Genomic DNA, 16,988 nt, shown 5'->3' on the forward strand with positions numbered 1-16,988 from the left:
AGTTAAAAAACACGCTCTCAAAATTACATCACTGCAATTTCAACCTTTAACTGTACAGAAAATTTGCCACTTCTGGCGAATAGTATTTCTGACTAATGACGATGCCATAAGTGCGACAATTAAAAATATCACCCCGACACTTAAAATTCCGACCAATAATTCAAGACGACCTTCAGGCCAGACAAAAAATGTACGTATTAATATAGAGACGATTACAACTGGAAAGGCGATAGCTATCACGTCTTCAAAGAGCCAACGAGTATGCAATCCCTTGACAAATCGCCTATGAACTTTAGGAATCCAAATAAGAAAATAAGTGGCATTTGAAACTACCCACGCATACCCAGCACCGATAGCGCCATATTGTAATGTTGCCCAAATAAGGCAAGGTATTAGAACTACGACAAAAAGTAAATTCCCGTACATGTGCAATTTCAGATCGCCTTTTGCAAACTGTAGATAATATGGAAATGCCGCCAATGCCAAGATTCCATTTCCAAGTGCATAAAATGAAAGAATTGGAGCCGCTTTTTTTGCGACAAGGACATCACCCGTCCAGGCCAAAAGTACTTCATATCCAAAAAAAGCTAATGTCAAAGCTGCAGGGACAGCAATAATGCATATCAGCTGAGTAGCTTGTCTGTATAGCTTAATTAAACCTGCCTCATTTCCTTCAGCAGATAACTTAGTCAAGCGTGGTGAAAGTGCAGCGCTAATTGGCCCACTTATTACCCCGACGCCTCCTGCAACCAAAACACTTAAGGTGAAATAGGAATACTCAGACAGTGGCAATAACTTTGACAATAATAATTTATCAGTTTGCGTCACAAAAATCCAAACAGAACTCGTAAATGCAATACTGAAGGAAAATTTGAGAACTCCACGCAAAGGCTCCCATTGCCATGGCAACCGATGATTTGACTCCAATTTAGGTAATAGCCGATATGTCTGAAGAACCAGAAGCAACAACTCTGCAATAGTAACGGCCAATTGGTAACTAAAAAACTGCACCGGGCTTGAACCAACATAGATAAAGAAAGGAATAACGAGAACAAACCTAAAAGTTGATATTCCGAAATTTAAACCACTAAGCCAAACTATGCGTTCAAAGCCAGTTATCACACCTCGGTATAAGCCGCACATCCAACGAAGTGCGACGATCAAGGCAATTAGCATAATGGAATGCTGTACTTCAGCCAGTGGCAAGGATTGAATCTTAAGCCAACTACTGGCAATCACCCCTGATCCAGCAATCATAGTTGCAGCACCAAGTACAGCAATACCAATAAAAATACCCTCAAGTGCACGAAGCAAGCGACACAATGTAAGTGCATCACTTGCACCGCCATTAAAACGCGCTGTCGCCCGCGCCATAGTTGGCGTCAGTCCCATATCAAGTAGCTGAAACCATACTTGTAGCATCGCGAAAAAACCGACCAGGCCATAAGCCTCCGCGCCCATGTAACGTAAATACATGGGAATCATCACGATGCCTATCAGCGTGACATATATTTGGCTAACATAATTTGCCAAAATATTCTTTTTTAATGACACTTTAAATTCCGATTACTTGAATTGATATTTATATATTCTAATATTAGACTACAAAAAAAACACTTACGTTATGAAAAACAATAAAATAAAGATTTTTCATATAAAAAATAAATTCCATAGAGAAATATTTACACATCAACCCCAGTAATTATTTTTCTCCAAAATTTCGGCATAATCATCTTTAGTCACACCGACAATAACTTTGTCATGATATGTACCGTCTTTATAAAACCAATCACGACGTACGCCTTCATGTTTCCAACCACCTTTTTCGATATAGAATTTTATCGATCTTTCGTTATACGCAATCATATCCCCATCGAGGCGATTCAATCCCAGTTCCATGAAGGCATAGCGCATGATAGAGAATAAAGCATCCAGTGCATAACCTTTGCCTCTAATATTTTCCTGGCCGATCATCATTCCATGAAATGCAGTTTTATTTTTCCAGTCAATATTTACAATATTGGCAGTTCCAATCAGACCATGTTCAGGTGTATCTATACAAAAAACATGATCGGTAAGATTATTGTCCTTCCGGCTACGGACCCACTCCTCCGTGGAGCGGCTCGAGAAAGGAAAATGCCAGCCACCAAGCATTTTCCAAATTTCCGGATCATTACTCCATTTATGTAACTGCGGAATATCCGCAAGTTCAGGGGCGCGCAAGGTAACAACTTTTCCATTAATATTCATCTTAGGCTCCAACTATAGTAATTTTTTTCGAGAAAGAAAATCCAGGCATATTTCCGCCACACGCAGCATTGCATCTACACCATAACGTTGATCACATGGCAATGGCAGCAAACTCTTCACAAATTTCGACTCATGACTGTTATTGCTGACACGTGCTATCGTCTCTGGCCAATAGGTAGCCACAAAGACTCTCTCGCGTATTAAATGTGACCGTAACTCTACAGAATCGACAAGAAAAGGATAGCAAAGCGGACCATCCATGTTCTGCAAATCCAATTCAATTTGATTCAGACTGCCCAAGTGCCTGTGCAGGAAGTCGAAATTTTCGTTACGCCTGATTTTTGCAGCTTCGAAATCGATACCATGCAATATGCGCCGGGTCAGTTGCGACATCTTTAGCGGCTCGCACTGTTCCAGCGAATGTTCCGCCTTCTGGTAGTCTGCGTAGCCAGCCTCCGGCGTTTTCGCCAGACGCGTTAAGCCGGATATTGCACGTGACAACGATTCCTGATCGCTCTCCTGCGGCTCAGCAATTGGCAGCCCGGTGACCAGTAAACCGCCATCCGGCACGCCAAAGAACTTGCGTGCAGAATAGATCGTGGCCAGACAATCGCGGGGAGGCGAATAAAATGCCTGCGAATGGTCCAGGATGAGCTGGCGAGGGTTGTAGCGATGGAACAAGCCATCTATATTTTTTTCACAGACGCCAAAATAATTCACATAGAATAACCAATCCGCTTCGTCAAGTTCGACATCGCCGATGATGTTGAACTCGCCATCAATGGAATAGAACAGGCATTCCACTCCGGCTTTTTCAAGCGGTGCAACCATCGAATCGCAGATGTAATGCGGCATGTAGACCCTGGATGGTTTCCCCGTCCGTAACAAAGCCAGGAAAGCCGCCCGCGCGGACTGGAATTCATAAGCCGCCGGATACAAGAATGGCTTAGCCTTGGGAAATTCCAGCTCAAAATACCCGCCAATAGCGCTGTTCATCAAATCACCGAGTTGCCAGTTAGCATTTGCTTTGCTGCGGCGCGATCGTTAAACATCAGCACATCCAGCATCGATAAACCAGGGTGGAAATCGGCAGAACCCTGAGCATAGGGTTCTATTTTTGTATCGAGAAAATGCAGATCGATGCCATGGCTGGAAAATGCCGCCGCATCATACAAGTCCCGCCCACCTGGCAGGTTGTAGTATTGCTTCGCCTTCTCTTTTTCACAAATATCAATGACGCGCTCGGCGCTGTGCAGATGCGCATTCTCATATTCGACAGACGACATGACAAAATCGGTCTGCAATTGCAGGTAATCGGCGATCAGTACAACGCTCTTCTTGGCCATCTCGGCGATATTCAGATTATCCGAAAAAATAACTTCGGAAAAAATGCCGTTAACTTCGTCAAAAAACGGAGCTTTTCGATAGGAATGGCGCAAGGATTCGGCCATTTTTTTCTGCCAGATGCCGCCGCCTTGCGCAGCTATCTGGTTGATTTTAAGGAAAGGACTGGCCCCGGCCAGGGGCACCGTGATGTAGCGTACCTCGCCGGCCAGAAACAGCCTGTTCCGGTTGATCCAGCCATTCTTGATAAAATTCACGTCATCGTAAAAGACAAATTTGTCTACCGCGGCAACAAGCTGAAAATACCCTATGTATGGAAACAGATAGGGCTGCATGATTGCCAGCTTCATGCGGTTGGCGCCACGACGAGGTCCACGATCTTCCGTTGTTGCTCAGCCGTCAACTCAGGATAAATCGGCAGGCACAACACCTTTTGCGCCGCCGCCGTGGCAACGGGAATATTGTCGCGGTGCGCGGACGGCAAGCCGCGGTACATCGGGAAATCAGTGATGAGCGGGTAGAAATAGCGGCGGGCAAACACGGCATGTTCCTTGAGGCGGTCATACAGGCCATCGCGGCTCAAAGGATAGTCGGCATCGATTAAAATCGGGAAATAGGAATAGTTGGCTACCACTTCGCCGGCATCCTGCACGCAACTGATGCCTTTGACATCGCGCAACAGGGCGCGGTAGGTCTCGTCGATCTCGCGGCGCCGAGCCAGGGCATGGTCGACATGTTGCAGCTGCAATACGCCGAAGGCCGCATTGATCTCGCTCATCTTGCCATTGATGCCAGGCGCCACGACCGTCAGTTCGTCGACAAAACCAAAGTTCTTCAACTGGTCGATGCGCAATTTCGTCTTCGCATCCGGGCAAATGATGGCGCCGCCTTCGAAGGTATTAAATACCTTGGTGGCATGGAAACTGAGCACGGATAGGTCGCCGCAGCGCAGAATGCTGCCGCCCTTGTTTTGTACCCCGAAGGCATGCGCCGCGTCGTAAATGACGCGCAAATTGTAATTGTCGGCAATTTTCTGGATCGCATCCACGTCACATGGGTGGCCATAGCAATGCACGGGCATGATGGCGGTGGTTTGTGGCGTGATGGCCGCCTCGATTTTTTTGGGATCGAGGTTGAGCGTATCAGGATCGATGTCCACAAACACCGGCTTGATGCCGTTCCACAGCAGGGAGTGGGCGGTCGCGACGAAGGAATACGGGGTGGTAATCACCTCGCCCGTGATCCGCAGCGCCTGCAAGGCGGTAATCAAGGCAATGGTACCGTTGGAAAACAGCGCGAGATGTTCTACGCCCAGGTAAGCGCACAGCGCCTTTTCCAGCTGCTGGTGAAATGGACCGCCATTCGTCAATACCTTGCTATCCCATATTTTTTCCAGGTATGGCAGGAACTCGTCCAGGGGAGGTAAATACGGTTGGGTGACGTAAATGGGTTTGGTATTGCTCATAATACTCCAAATCAAATCAAATCAAAAAAAGATGCAGGTAATCTAATCTGGGTCTTTACACGCTGCTAAGTACCAGCTGTCGCATTATCATGTATTAAATTTTTCCAACACTCAATTTCCAACTTTGCCTTTGCGTGTAGAATTTTTCCATACTGACGATAATTTTTCCCAACGCTCCCTACTTTCCGAACTCCGGCGAGATTCCGTGTATATTGCACTGGCAAATGCCATCACTATTCCCAATACTCCACCCACGGCCACCGCTATCAAGGTAATCAATCCGCGTAGCGGTGCAGACTTACGTTCAGCCGGAATTGCCTCATCCAATACTTGGATCAGCGACGAATCCTTGGCTTCATCTATTTTCGCCAATTCAAACTGCTTGGCCAATAATTCAAATACCGTTTCATAGTATTTCACATCGCGCAAACTGCGCACGTACTCGACGCCAACCTCAGGAATGCTGCCGGTAGGTACCATCAGATCGCCATTTCCAGTTCGACTACGTTCCAGTTTAGATAACTGCACTTGCATGCCACGTAACTCTTCCTGAGAGCGTAACAGTTCCGGGTTTTGTGGCGCAGCGAAGGTACGCATTGCATTCAACTGTATCTCTTTAGCCGCAATAGCACCCTTCAATTGGGCGACATTACCGATGATAGCCTGCACTTGTCCATCCAACTGGATAAGCCCAGTTTTTTCCTGAGTGGCACGCAGGGCAATTTCAGCTTTGGCCAACTGCTCTTTTGCATCCTTAAGTTGCTTTTCGAAAAATAGACGACGTTGCGATGACTCGGTGATTGCCATCGTTTGCGTAAGCTTCGCTAATTCTTCAACATAGGCATTTGCCATTTCAGCAGCAATTTTCGGATCTGAATCTTCTACACTGATAGATATCAAACCATCTTTTTTGCCATTTGCAATATTACTGAAGCCACTTAACGTATTGCGGGTGTCATCCATTGTCGCTTTTTCATAGCGCGACTTAAGTTTGAAACGTTCAATCAATTTATCAGCAATAGTGCGGCTTTCCAGCAACCCCACATATAAATCATTCGGATTCTTAATCCCTGCCAGACTTCCAGCCGTACCTGCCAACCCGCCAAGCTGACCCAGCATGGCGGACATCCCGGAACTCTGCTGCTGTTGCGGCGGCATAATTTTCGCTGTACTGGTGAAAGTAGGCGGGATCATCAGACTGACGGCCATTGCTACCAAACCAGTCCCTATTGCCATGCCTATGATCATTTTTTTTCTGCTGACCAATACAATTAACAGGTCCAGAGGGTGGATTTGATCATCCATGCTTGCGGCATCATTTGCTTGACTATTGCTGCGCTGTTGTTCAGACATCGTCTTTACTTTCAATCGGTTTCGGGCTCGGTACTCTCATACCATGAAGGCCATTTAGTTTTTCAGCACCTTAAGTCCGGCAGCTCCCAGGCCAAACTGGTAAAAGATCGTCGTCCATTCCTTGAAGCTCTGCGTAAACGAACTGCGCTCGATTTTCTCCGGCACAACGACGGTATCACCTGCGTTGACGAGATTGCCGCCTACGCCACTGAACCAACCACTGCTGCGGCCGCTTTGGGCCGTGCCGTCTGCACGAATCACATACATTTCAGACTTGTCCGCCGTCACGGTCGGACCGCCGGCAAGCTCAAGATAGTCGCTCACGGTGCGGCTCGGACGATACACAAAAGCATTTTGCTGGAACACCGAACCAATGACATCGATCGTATGCGGACGGCGCGGAATGAAGACACTGTCACCGTCCTGCAAAGGCAGGTCCGGCAAGTCTTTCACTTGTGCATTACCATTTTGCAACTCCAGCACGATCCGCCCTTCGGCCTTGATCGCACGCAAGCGCCTTGCAATGCTGCGCTGCTGTTCCGATTCGACGGCGATCTTGGCGGCATTATCCTTGTCGTTGGAACTGCCGATACGTTGCGTTGCATTCGACTCCAGGTCACGCTCGAAGCGATCTGCCGCCTCGTCCAGCTTTGCCTGCTGCAGGCGCCGCACGGATTCACGGTTCAGCGTCATCGCGTAGATATAACCGTTATCGGTGGTGCCGCCAAGACGGGTCACCAGTTCCCGGAGCGTTTCGCCTTTCTTCAGCTGGAACACGCCGCTTTGCTTGACTTCGCCAGACACGCGCACATATTCGTTTTGAATCTGTATCTGCACCGGTACCGCACCAGGAGCAAAGATGCGCAGGATGTCGGTTGCCTTCACCGGTATGCCCGCCAGGCGGCTGCTGATGTTTTCCGACTCGGCCGTGATATCCACGACGGTCTGGTAATTGTTATCGACGTTTTTTTCGATCAGAATGCGTTTTGCTTCCGCTGCGGAATCGACACCGCCCGCCCAGCCGACGATATCGGCCAGTGAAGTGCTGCCCTTCAATTCGAAGATGGCTTGCTTCTTGACATTGCCGGATAGTGCCACCAGAGGGCCGACTTCCGGAATATAGATCACATCGCCATCCTGCAGGGCGATGTCGTGGCTCTTGTCGCCTTTGACCAGTACATCGTACAAGTCGAACGTTGTCACCGTTTTGGAGCCGCGCTTGACCTGGATGTTGCGCATCGTACCGGCGGCATTCGGTCCGCCCGATGTGAACAAGGCGTTCAGCAAGGTGCTCATGGCGCCCAGTGTGTATGTGCCAGGGCGCATGGCATGGCCGACGACATAGATTTGCACGGCCCGCGTCTGCGAAATGCTGACTGTCAGGTCAAAATTGTTGAACATTTTGCTCACTGCTTTTTTCAAGTGTCCCTGCAGGTCGCGGTATGCCACGCCGCTGACCTTGACCGCGCCAACGCGAGGGATATAGATCTCTCCGCTGCGGTTGACCGTAGCGCTGATGTCGATATCGACCATACCCCAGCCGCGTATCTGCAATTCGTCGCCAGCGCCGACCACATAATCCGAGTTCACTTGCGCGCCATCAAACGGTGCAAAGGTGGAAGGCACATCGCTGAACAAGTCCTTGCCAAAGATATTCAGGTTCTTGCCAGTGACCGTTTCAGCATAGGCCTCGAACGACGGCTTCACATCGCTGCTGGTCTTGCCTGGTCGCGTCAGCAAGGGAGCTTGCGCCTGCCGCGTGTCGTTGCCTGTCAGGCTAGGCAGGGGCATGGTACCGGATGGCTCGGTATTCGCGGCATTGGCACCGCGCCCCCCCAGTGCGTTACTCTGGGCCCAAGCCGATGTCGACGCCACAGCAAACAGGCACGATGAAAGGATCAGTTGCTTGAGGATCGGCTTTGCTACGTTACAGTACATTTTCATGCTGGTCTTTTTTGTGTGATAAGGTTGATTCAATTGGTGCCCGAATATATCCGCACCACTGCATTCACAATTTTTTGCCGCGCGCGGCCGACTTTCTCCATGCCTCAGGATACCCAACATGGCACGGGACGCACATCGTGCCGCGCCATGCTGTCAAACAGCCAGCATTCGCTCATCCACGATGCCGCGGCCGGGCCAGGTGACGTAGCGACTGATCACCTACATGGGCAACCACTTTACTCGGATGAAATCATTCAGGGACTCATTGCACAGCAGCGCCAGGATTGGTGACTGGCAGACACATTATCAGCGGCGCCAACGCTGCGCCACAGTCCGATGCCGAAAAGCGACAGTCCAAGGATACCAGAAGGATTCGTGAAATGGACGTGGGGAAAGCGCCATGCGCCACCGACTTTTGTAACAGTGGTGGCGCAGACAACGCTGAAGCTCGCTCGCGCATGACAAAAAACCAAGGCGCCTACAAATGCCGCCTGGGCGACTTTCTGTGGCAGTCTTCCAGTCTTGCTATTGAATCAGTTCTTCGATGTCGTTATCGAATCGACATAATATGCGGTGGCTTCGTCCAGACCCTCGGCTACCCGGTGCGTCGGCACATAACCGAGCAGCGTGGAAATCTTGCTGATGTCAGCCTGCGAATGACGCACGTCGCCGTCGCGGAAGGCGCGGTACACGACTTCTGCCTGCGCCGCCGAAGGCATGCTGCGCGCCACGCGTTCGCGTATCAATGCGAACAGCTCGTTAAGCGTGGTGCGGTCACCCAAGGCCAGGTTGTAGATCTGATTGACGGCTTCCGGATTGGTGCTCGTCGCGGCCAGGATGTTGGCCTGGACGACATTGGCGATAAAGCAGAAATCGCGGCTCGTCTCACCGTCGCCATTCACGTAGATCGGCTCGGAACGCAACAAGGCGCCATACCACTTGGGTATTACGGCCGCATACGCGCCTTCCGGGTCCTGACGCGGGCCAAACACGTTAAAGTAGCGCAATCCTATCGTTTCCAGGCCATAGCAGCGGCCGAACACGTCCGCATACAACTCATTGACGTACTTGGTCACTGCGTACGGCGACAGCGGCTTGCCGATACGGTCTTCGATCTTTGGCAGGCCAGGATGGTCGCCGTAGGTGGAACTGGAGGCGGCGAAAACGAAACGGCTGACCTTGGCGTCGCGGCTCGCCACCAGCATGTTCAGGAAACCGGAGATATTCGTGTCATTGGTGCGAATCGGATTTTCGAGCGAACGGGGCACGCTGCCCAGTGCCGCTTCGTGCAAGACGTAATCGACACCATCGACCGCGCGTGCGCAATCAGCCAATTCACGGATATCGCCTTCGTGGAAACGAAAACGTTGCCATTGCTCCGGCGTCAGCAGTGCCTGCACGCGGTCAAAATTATGACGGTGGCCGGTTTCAAAATTATCCAGGCCCACCACGTTCTGCCCCAGCTTCAGCAATGCCTCTAGCAGGTTCGAGCCAATAAAGCCGGCTACGCCGGTAATCAGCCAGGTCTTGGGTTGGTTGCGCAGCTCGGCGCAGATTTGTTCATATGCTTGCATTAATCTCTTTCACAGTCGCCACAGGGGAATGCCGGCGCTTTCGAACTCGGCCGGCTTGCAAATGCCCTTGACGTCGATCACTACTGCACCGTCTGCCAGCACCTGCTGGAATTGCGTCACGCTCCAGGCTGCGTATTCATGATGCGCCACAGCCAATACGGCTGCGTGGGCCGGTTTCAGCTGCGCCAACGGCGTCAGGCTGATGCCATATTCATGTTCCGCTTCGGCCGAATCCGCCTCAGGATCGGTCACTTGCACCGTCACGCCGAACGATTGCAGTTCGCGGATCACATCGATGACCTTCGAGTTGCGCAAATCCGGGCAGTTTTCCTTGAAGGTCAGGCCAAACACGGTCACCGTGGCTTGCGCAACGTTGTGGCCGGCACGGATCAGCTGCTTGATCGTCTGCTGGCCGATGTAGGCACCCATGCCATCGTTGATGCGGCGTCCGGCAAGAATGACTTGCGAATGGTAGCCAAGCTTTTCAGCCTTGTGCGTCAGATAGTAAGGGTCGACGCCGATGCAATGGCCGCCCACCAGACCCGGCTTGAATTTCAGGAAATTCCACTTGGTGCCAGCTGCCTCGAGCACGCTGTTGGTGTCGATGCCCATGCGTTCGAAGATCAGCGACAGCTCGTTCATCAATGCGATGTTCAAGTCACGCTGCGTGTTTTCGATCACCTTGGCCGCCTCGGCCACCTTGATGCTGGCGGCCTTGTAGACGCCTGCCGTCACCACCGACGCGTACACGTCGGCAACGATATCGAGGGTGGCCTGGTCTTGGCCGGAAACCACTTTCATAATTTTCGTGAAAGTATGTTCCTTGTCACCTGGATTGATGCGCTCCGGGCTGTAGCCGACGGTGAAATCCACGCCGCACTTCAAACCCGATACGCGTTCCAGGATGGGCACGCACACATCTTCGGTCACGCCAGGATACACCGTCGACTCGTAGACCACGATGTCACCGTGCTTGAGCGCCTTGCCTACCGTTTCCGAAGCGCGCTCCACGGGGGTCAGATCCGGCTGGTGCGCATCGTCCACAGGCGTAGGAACGGCAACGATATGGAAATCGGCCTGCGCCAGTTCCACAGTACTGGAAGTAAACAGGATATCGGAATCACCCAGGTCGGCACCGGTAACTTCATTGGTGCGATCATGACCAGCGCGCAACTCCGTTAGCCGCGTTTCGTTGATATCGAATCCTATGGTGCGCATCTTGCGACCAAACGCTACGGCGACAGGCAAACCAACATAGCCAAGGCCAACTACTGAAATTTTACGATTTTGCATGGATATATAAGGCGATATTGAAGGAAACATGGAGGCTAATTAGGCATCACCGCACAGCGAAATGGCGACCAGCGAAAGAGGAGCCCGTCCGGTATAAATGAGCGTTAGTACCGGACAACATCCGAGACTATAGCAGAATTCATAACCATTCTGCAGTCGTGCGCCTGTCCCGTGCTCGCCTATTGTGAGGCGACACTATGGACCTCGATCCAACTTATTTAATTTCCGTGGTGCAACTGAGACAAATCAGCGGCACCAGCATTCGCATCGCCATACCCTACAAATGACAGCCAGGCCAGCCCTCCCGCCATCGCCATCCAAGCTGGCAAGGCCAATGTCAATCTGCTATGTCCTCTACCCCGCCATCACGCCAGCTGCGTGGCTGCGGTAGCGCCACGCCTTGAGCACAATGAGCAACAACGCCAGCACGGCCAGCAGCAAGCCGCTGGCGATCACGCCCTGCATGCCATAGCGTGCAATCGCCATGCCGCCCGCCACGGCCCCAACGGTCACGCCCAGGTTGATGGCGGCGATATACACGCCGATGGCGAACGCAGGCGCCTCGCGCGCTTCGCTGCTGAGCCACACCACTATCAGGCCGCTCGTATGCGCGGCGCCCCAGAACAGCAGCAGGACGGCCAGTGCCGCCCAGCCAATATCGCCGCCCGCAAACTGGTACAGCAACCAGTACGCCAGCCCCAGCAGCACGGGCTGCAACACCACCGTGCGCAGCACATGCGTGCCCAGCTGGCGCCCCGCGAACAGATTACCGGCCACGCCACCTGCGCCAAACAGCACCAGCGCCAGCCCCGTCTGGCGCGCCGACAAGCCCGCCACCTGCTGCAGGTACGCGGCCGCATATGCATACACGGCAAACATGGCGGCAAAGACAAACACGGCAGCGGCAATGGTGAACCACAGAGCGGGTTTGCGCAGCACAGCCAGCTGGCGGCCATACGCCATTGGCGCCTCCTGCGGCGTGTCCGGCAGAAACAGGTATAGCCCCAGTGCCGCCAGCGCATTGACCAGCGCGCAAGCGAGGAACGATGCCTCATAGCCAGACTGCGCGGCGATCCAGGTGGTGAGCGGAATGCCCAGCACCATGCCCATGCTGGTGCCCGTGAACGCATGCGCGCCGGCCCGCGCCGCTTGCTGCGGCGGATACAGGGCGGCGGCGGCCACCATGGCCAGCGAGAAATACACGGGGTGGAACAGGGCCGGCACCACGCGCAACGCCAGCAGCCACCCGAAGCGCGGTGCATACGCCGAGGCCACGCTGGCCAGCGCGAACACCAGCAGGGAGACGATCAGCACCGGTTTGCGGCGCCAGCGCGTGGCCAGCAGCACGAGGAAGGGACCGCCCACGGCGATCACCAGTGCGAACAGGCTCACCAATGAGCCCGCCTGCGCCGCCGTCACGCCAAAGCGCTGCATAATCATCGGCAAGATGCCGACCACGCCAAACTCGATGCAATACACGCCGAACAGGCCCAGCGCGAGGAAGACGATGGGCCTCATTGCCCTTGCCCCACGCCATACACTGCCTGGCACAGTTGCGTGACAAACGGCCCCGCCATGCCTTCCAGCGCCGTATTCGTGAACGCCACCACCGACAGTTCGCGTGCCGGGTCGACAAACCACGAGTGGCCATACGTGCCGCCCATGCGCCACGTGCCCGCCGCTTCCGGCGTGGCGGCCATTTGCGGATCGGTCAACACGGTAAAACCCAGGCCGAAGCCACGGCCGGGCCAGAACGGCAAGTCGAACGCAGCAGTCTGATTTTCTCCCAACTGGCGTGCCAGCGCAGGCGGCAACAGCGGTGCGCCGCCCAGGCGCAGGGTTTCCAGCAAGCGCATGAAGTCAGGCGCGGAACCGAGCATGCCGGCGCCGCCGGACGGATAAGCGTGCGCATCGCGGGCGCGTGCCGGGGATAACACAAACCCTGCCATGCCGTCGAGAAACGGCAGATGGTCTTCCCCCACTTCCAGCAAACGCCGCGGCCGGGCCTCTCCCGCTGCGCGGTCCGCATACGCGACGGCTAGGCGCGCCGGCTGCGTGCTGATAAAACCCGTGTCGCGCATGGCCAGCGGCGCCGTCACCAGCAGTGCCACGGCGTGCGCCAGCGGCAAACCAGTCACCGCTTCGATCACCGCGCCCAGCACGTCGGTGGCGATCGAATACGCCCAGCGCGTGCCCGGCGCATACGCCAGCGGCACGGTGGCCAGGCGGCGCAGATTGTCTGCCAGGGAAATACGGGACGCATCCATGCCGTCGGACACGCCCGCCTGCGCATACGCGCCGCCCGGCGGCTGGAAAAAGCCATAGTCGAGCCCTGCCGTGTGCGTAAGCAAATGCCGCACGGTGATGGCCGCCACGGCGCCGTCCGGCTGGCACGGCGTGAAATACGGCAGCCAGCGCGCCACCAGATCGTCGAGGCCCAGGCGATGCTGCCCCACCAGCGCCAGCGCGGCCGTGGAAACGATGGGTTTGCTGACGGAGGCCAGGCGAAAGACGGCATCCTCGCGCATGGGCGTGCCCGCCTCGCGGTCCAGGTAGCCTGCAGCGCGGCGATAGATTTCCTGGCCACGCTGGCACACCAGCACCACGGCGCCCACCAGGCGCTGCTGCTGCAAGACGGCATCGAGCAAGGGATCGATGCGGGCGGACAAGGCCGCGGGAGAGAAGTTGTACATCATGGCGTAGCCTTTCAAATGATCAGGCTGCCAAGGTAAGCCAGGCGCGATCAAAGAAAAACAGGCTATAGTTTCTGTCTGTGCGGACGTTGGCATCCGCAATCAGTGATGACAAGGGACGACATGGATAACCTGGCGGGATTCACGGCCTTCGTGCAGGCGGCGGAAACGCGCAGTTTCGTGGCGGCGGGCCGGGTGCTCGGTATTTCCGCCTCGGCCATCGGCAAGAGCATCGCGCGGCTGGAAGCACGCCTGGGCGTGCGCCTGTTTCACCGCAGCACGCGCAGCATTGCGCTGACCAGCGAAGGCACGGTATTCCTCGAACGCTGCCGGCGCATCCTGGGCGAGATCGAAGCGGCCGAGCTGGAGTTAACGAACAGCAAGAGCGCACCACAAGGCCGGCTGCGCGTCAGCCTGCCACAGGTGGGCAGCTTGCTCAATCCCGTGCTGGCGGCCTTTGCGCGCGCCTATCCGCAAGTGGAACTCGACCTCGATTTCAGCGACCGCCGGGTCGACGTGATCGAGGAAGGCTACGACGCCGTCGTGCGCGCGGGCGAAAGCGCCGACAGCCGTTTGATGAGCCGCCAACTGGGCCAGTTCCAGTTGCAGCTGGTGGCAGCGCCCGCCTATCTGGCACAGCACGGCACACCAGCCTTGCCCGCCGAGCTGGCGCAGCACACTTGCCTGCTGTACAAATTTCCCAGCAGCGGCAAGATCGAAGCCTGGCCCCTGCCCGAGTGGCCGGCCCTGCACGCGGCGGGCTTGCCGGCACTACTCAACTGCAACAGTGTGGAGACCCTGCTGCACTTTGCCGAAAGCGGCCTGGGCATCGCCGCCCTGCCCGACTTTGCCGTGCGCGTAGCGCTCGCCGCAGGCCGCTTGCAGCCGGTGCTGGACGCGCACCGCCAGCACGACGGCGCCTTGCGCATCCTGTGGCCCAGCAGCCGCCACCTGACGCCGAAACTGCGCGCCTTCATCGATTTCCTGGCCATCCACGTGTTTCCGGAAAACTGAGCCCGCATCCAGCGCCGCGCGCGTTGTTTCCACACGACAACTTATTTAAATTGCTACCATTTTTAAAACTTTTCACGGACTTGATACAAGTTTTTGTATTGCAGTGCAAAATTTTGAGGAACAATTACAGACTCGCCGCCCTTACGTATTAACCCGTAGTCCTGGCTTGTCGACGTTTTCCCTCACTACCGCAATACGAAAGCAATCATGTCACTCACACAATTCAAAATCGGCACCCGGCTCGGGATCGGATTTGCTGTCGTCCTCGGCCTGCTGGTGGCCGTCTTGCTCGTCGGCCTGTATTCCATGGGCCAACTGAGCGCACGCACCCACGACATCGTGGCCGACAAGAACGTCAAGATGGCTGCGGCCAACACCATGAGCGACAACGTGCGCAACATTACCCTGGCGATCACCAGCGTGGTGGTGGCGCCGACGGAAGCGCTGGTACAGGCGGAACTGGCGAAAATCGGCGAGTCGCGCAAGAAATACGGCGCCGCCAAGGAAACCTTGCAAAAGAAAATCTCGACGGACAAGGAAACGGCGCTGATGGCCGAACTGGACGCCGCCTTGAAATCGGGCGCGCCGCTGAACAACAAGGTCATCGAGCTGCGCAATGCGGGCCAGACGGAAGAGGCGATCGCCTTTTTGACGCAGCAGGCGGCACCCAGCCTGAAGATCGTGCTGGGCGCGCTCGACAGCCTGGTCGCGTATGAAGCCGAGCAGGCGGCGCAAGCGGCGACGGATGCCGAAACACTGAGCGCCAGCGCGCGCGCCTACATGATCATCCTGGGCAGCGTGGCCGTGTTGCTGGGCGCTTTTGTTGCCTGGATCATCACGCGCTCGATCACCCAGCCCATCAATGCGGCCGTCAGCGTGGCCGAAACCGTGGCGTCCGGCGACTTGTCTTCGCACATCGTCGTCAATTCCAGCGATGAAACGGGCCGCCTGCTGGGTGCCCTGAAAGCCATGAACACCAGCCTGCTGGGCGTGGTGGCGCAAGTGCGCCACGGCACGGAGGCGATTTCCACGGCATCGAGCGAAATTGCCGCCGGCAACCTCGACCTGTCGTCCCGCACGGAAGAGCAAGCCAGTTCGCTGGAAGAGACGGCGTCGGCCATGGAAGAACTGACCTCGACCGTGAAACAGAACGCGGACAATGCGCGCCAGGCGAACCAGCTGGCGAAAAGCGCGTCGGAAGTGGCCGTGCGCGGCGGCAGCATCGTCTCGCAAGTGGTCGACACCATGGGCACCATCAACGAATCGTCGAAGAAAATCGTCGACATCATCGGCGTCATCGACGGCATCGCCTTCCAGACCAACATTCTTGCCTTGAACGCGGCCGTGGAAGCGGCGCGCGCGGGCGAGCAGGGACGCGGCTTCGCCGTGGTGGCAACAGAGGTGCGCAACCTGGCGCACCGCTCGGCCTCGGCCGCCAAGGAAATCAAGGAACTGATCGCCGCCTCGGTGGCCAACGTGGACACGGGTTCGCGCCTCGTCAATGAAGCGGGCCAGACCATGGGCGACATCGTCGACAGCATCGTGCGCGTGACCGACATCATGGGAGAAATCACCTCCGCCACGCACGAGCAGACCATCGGCATCGAGCAGATCAACATGGCCATTGCCCAGATGGATGAAGTGACGCAGCAAAACGCGGCCCTGGTGGAAGAAGCGGCAGCCGCCTCGCAAAGCATGCAGGAACAGGCGGGCGAGCTGGCGCACGTGGTGGGATTCTTCAAGACAGGCAACCATGTCGCCAGCGCAGCCAGGCTGACGCCTGTGCGCACAGCAGCGGTAGCGGCCGCCATCGCACGCCCCGCAGCCAAGCCCGCACCCGCGCGCCAGGCCGTGGCAGCCGCACCGGCACGCCGCAGCAATGCGGCTGCCGAAAGCGAATGGGAAGAGTTTTAAGTAATAGCAGCAAGCTCCAGACATGTAAGCCAGGCAGGAAGTTGCTGCCTGGCTTTTTTTCGTCCGCCATCGCCACTTTTTTTGCGGCAAAGCCCGCGCAATAGGCGAAAGTGCAAAACACGCGCCGCGCATACCCTTTACAAT

At 55.3% G+C, this 16,988-nt stretch carries 13 protein-coding genes; 2 read left to right on the forward strand and 11 right to left on the reverse strand.

Features of this window, described 5'->3' with window-relative positions; all coding sequences use genetic code 11:
- Positions 1–39: 39 nt before the first annotated feature.
- The 11 genes from C8C92_RS00260 to C8C92_RS00310 form a co-directional block, all read right to left on the reverse strand.
- Positions 40–1,554 (reverse strand): oligosaccharide flippase family protein, encoded by a 1,515-nt coding sequence (locus tag C8C92_RS00260; protein ID WP_116742713.1) that lies wholly within the window; start codon positions 1,552–1,554, stop codon positions 40–42.
- A 135-nt stretch (positions 1,555–1,689) separates the two neighbouring features.
- Positions 1,690–2,250, reverse strand: coding sequence for a GNAT family protein (locus tag C8C92_RS00265; RefSeq protein WP_116742714.1), 561 nt, complete (start codon positions 2,248–2,250; stop codon positions 1,690–1,692).
- A 12-nt stretch (positions 2,251–2,262) separates the two neighbouring features.
- On the reverse strand, positions 2,263–3,246 hold the full coding sequence (locus C8C92_RS00270) for a hypothetical protein (RefSeq protein ID WP_116742715.1): 984 nt from the start codon (positions 3,244–3,246) through the stop codon (positions 2,263–2,265).
- Positions 3,246–3,944: a WbqC family protein gene (locus C8C92_RS00275; protein ID WP_116742716.1), complete on the reverse strand. Its 699-nt coding sequence runs from the start codon at positions 3,942–3,944 to the stop codon at positions 3,246–3,248. The genes C8C92_RS00270 and C8C92_RS00275 overlap by 1 nt, the downstream gene beginning before the upstream one ends.
- The gene (locus C8C92_RS00280; RefSeq protein WP_116742717.1) at positions 3,941–5,059 is read right to left on the reverse strand and encodes a DegT/DnrJ/EryC1/StrS family aminotransferase; all 1,119 of its coding nucleotides are present in this window, start codon (positions 5,057–5,059) and stop codon (positions 3,941–3,943) included. Before C8C92_RS00280 ends, C8C92_RS00275 begins: the two co-directional genes overlap by 4 nt.
- Positions 5,060–5,170: 111 nt before the next feature.
- The gene (locus C8C92_RS00285) at positions 5,171–6,412 is read right to left on the reverse strand and encodes a Wzz/FepE/Etk N-terminal domain-containing protein (RefSeq protein WP_116742718.1); all 1,242 of its coding nucleotides are present in this window, start codon (positions 6,410–6,412) and stop codon (positions 5,171–5,173) included.
- A 54-nt stretch (positions 6,413–6,466) separates the two neighbouring features.
- Positions 6,467–8,389 carry an SLBB domain-containing protein gene (locus C8C92_RS00290; RefSeq protein ID WP_207780955.1) on the reverse strand — a complete coding sequence of 641 codons (1,923 nt, stop codon included), beginning with the start codon at positions 8,387–8,389 and terminating at the stop codon, positions 6,467–6,469.
- Between the two features lie 500 nt (positions 8,390–8,889).
- Positions 8,890–9,930 carry an NAD-dependent epimerase/dehydratase family protein gene (locus tag C8C92_RS00295; protein ID WP_116742720.1) on the reverse strand — a complete coding sequence of 347 codons (1,041 nt, stop codon included), beginning with the start codon at positions 9,928–9,930 and terminating at the stop codon, positions 8,890–8,892.
- Positions 9,931–9,939: 9 nt separating this feature from the next.
- Positions 9,940–11,223, reverse strand: a complete 1,284-nt coding sequence (locus C8C92_RS00300) for a nucleotide sugar dehydrogenase (protein WP_099761694.1) — start codon at positions 11,221–11,223, stop codon at positions 9,940–9,942.
- A 354-nt stretch (positions 11,224–11,577) separates the two neighbouring features.
- Positions 11,578–12,741, reverse strand: a complete 1,164-nt coding sequence (locus C8C92_RS00305) for an MFS transporter (RefSeq protein ID WP_116742721.1) — start codon at positions 12,739–12,741, stop codon at positions 11,578–11,580.
- Complete coding sequence (locus C8C92_RS00310) at positions 12,738–13,919, reverse strand: serine hydrolase domain-containing protein (RefSeq protein WP_207780956.1); 1,182 nt, start codon at positions 13,917–13,919, stop codon at positions 12,738–12,740. Before C8C92_RS00310 ends, C8C92_RS00305 begins: the two co-directional genes overlap by 4 nt.
- 120 nt (positions 13,920–14,039) lie before the next feature.
- On the opposite strand from C8C92_RS00310, the gene C8C92_RS00315 reads away from it, so the two are divergent.
- Both C8C92_RS00315 and C8C92_RS00320 read left to right on the forward strand, forming a co-directional pair.
- Entirely contained in the window at positions 14,040–14,930 is an 891-nt protein-coding gene (locus tag C8C92_RS00315) for a LysR family transcriptional regulator (RefSeq protein WP_116742722.1), read from the forward strand.
- A 207-nt stretch (positions 14,931–15,137) separates the two neighbouring features.
- Complete coding sequence (locus C8C92_RS00320; protein ID WP_099761688.1) at positions 15,138–16,844, forward strand: methyl-accepting chemotaxis protein; 1,707 nt, start codon at positions 15,138–15,140, stop codon at positions 16,842–16,844.
- The last annotated feature ends 144 nt before the right edge of the window (positions 16,845–16,988 follow it).

Source organism: Janthinobacterium sp. 78 (assembly GCF_003096775.1).
In the GTDB taxonomy this organism is placed as follows: Bacteria; Pseudomonadota; Gammaproteobacteria; order Burkholderiales; family Burkholderiaceae_D; genus Janthinobacterium; species Janthinobacterium tructae.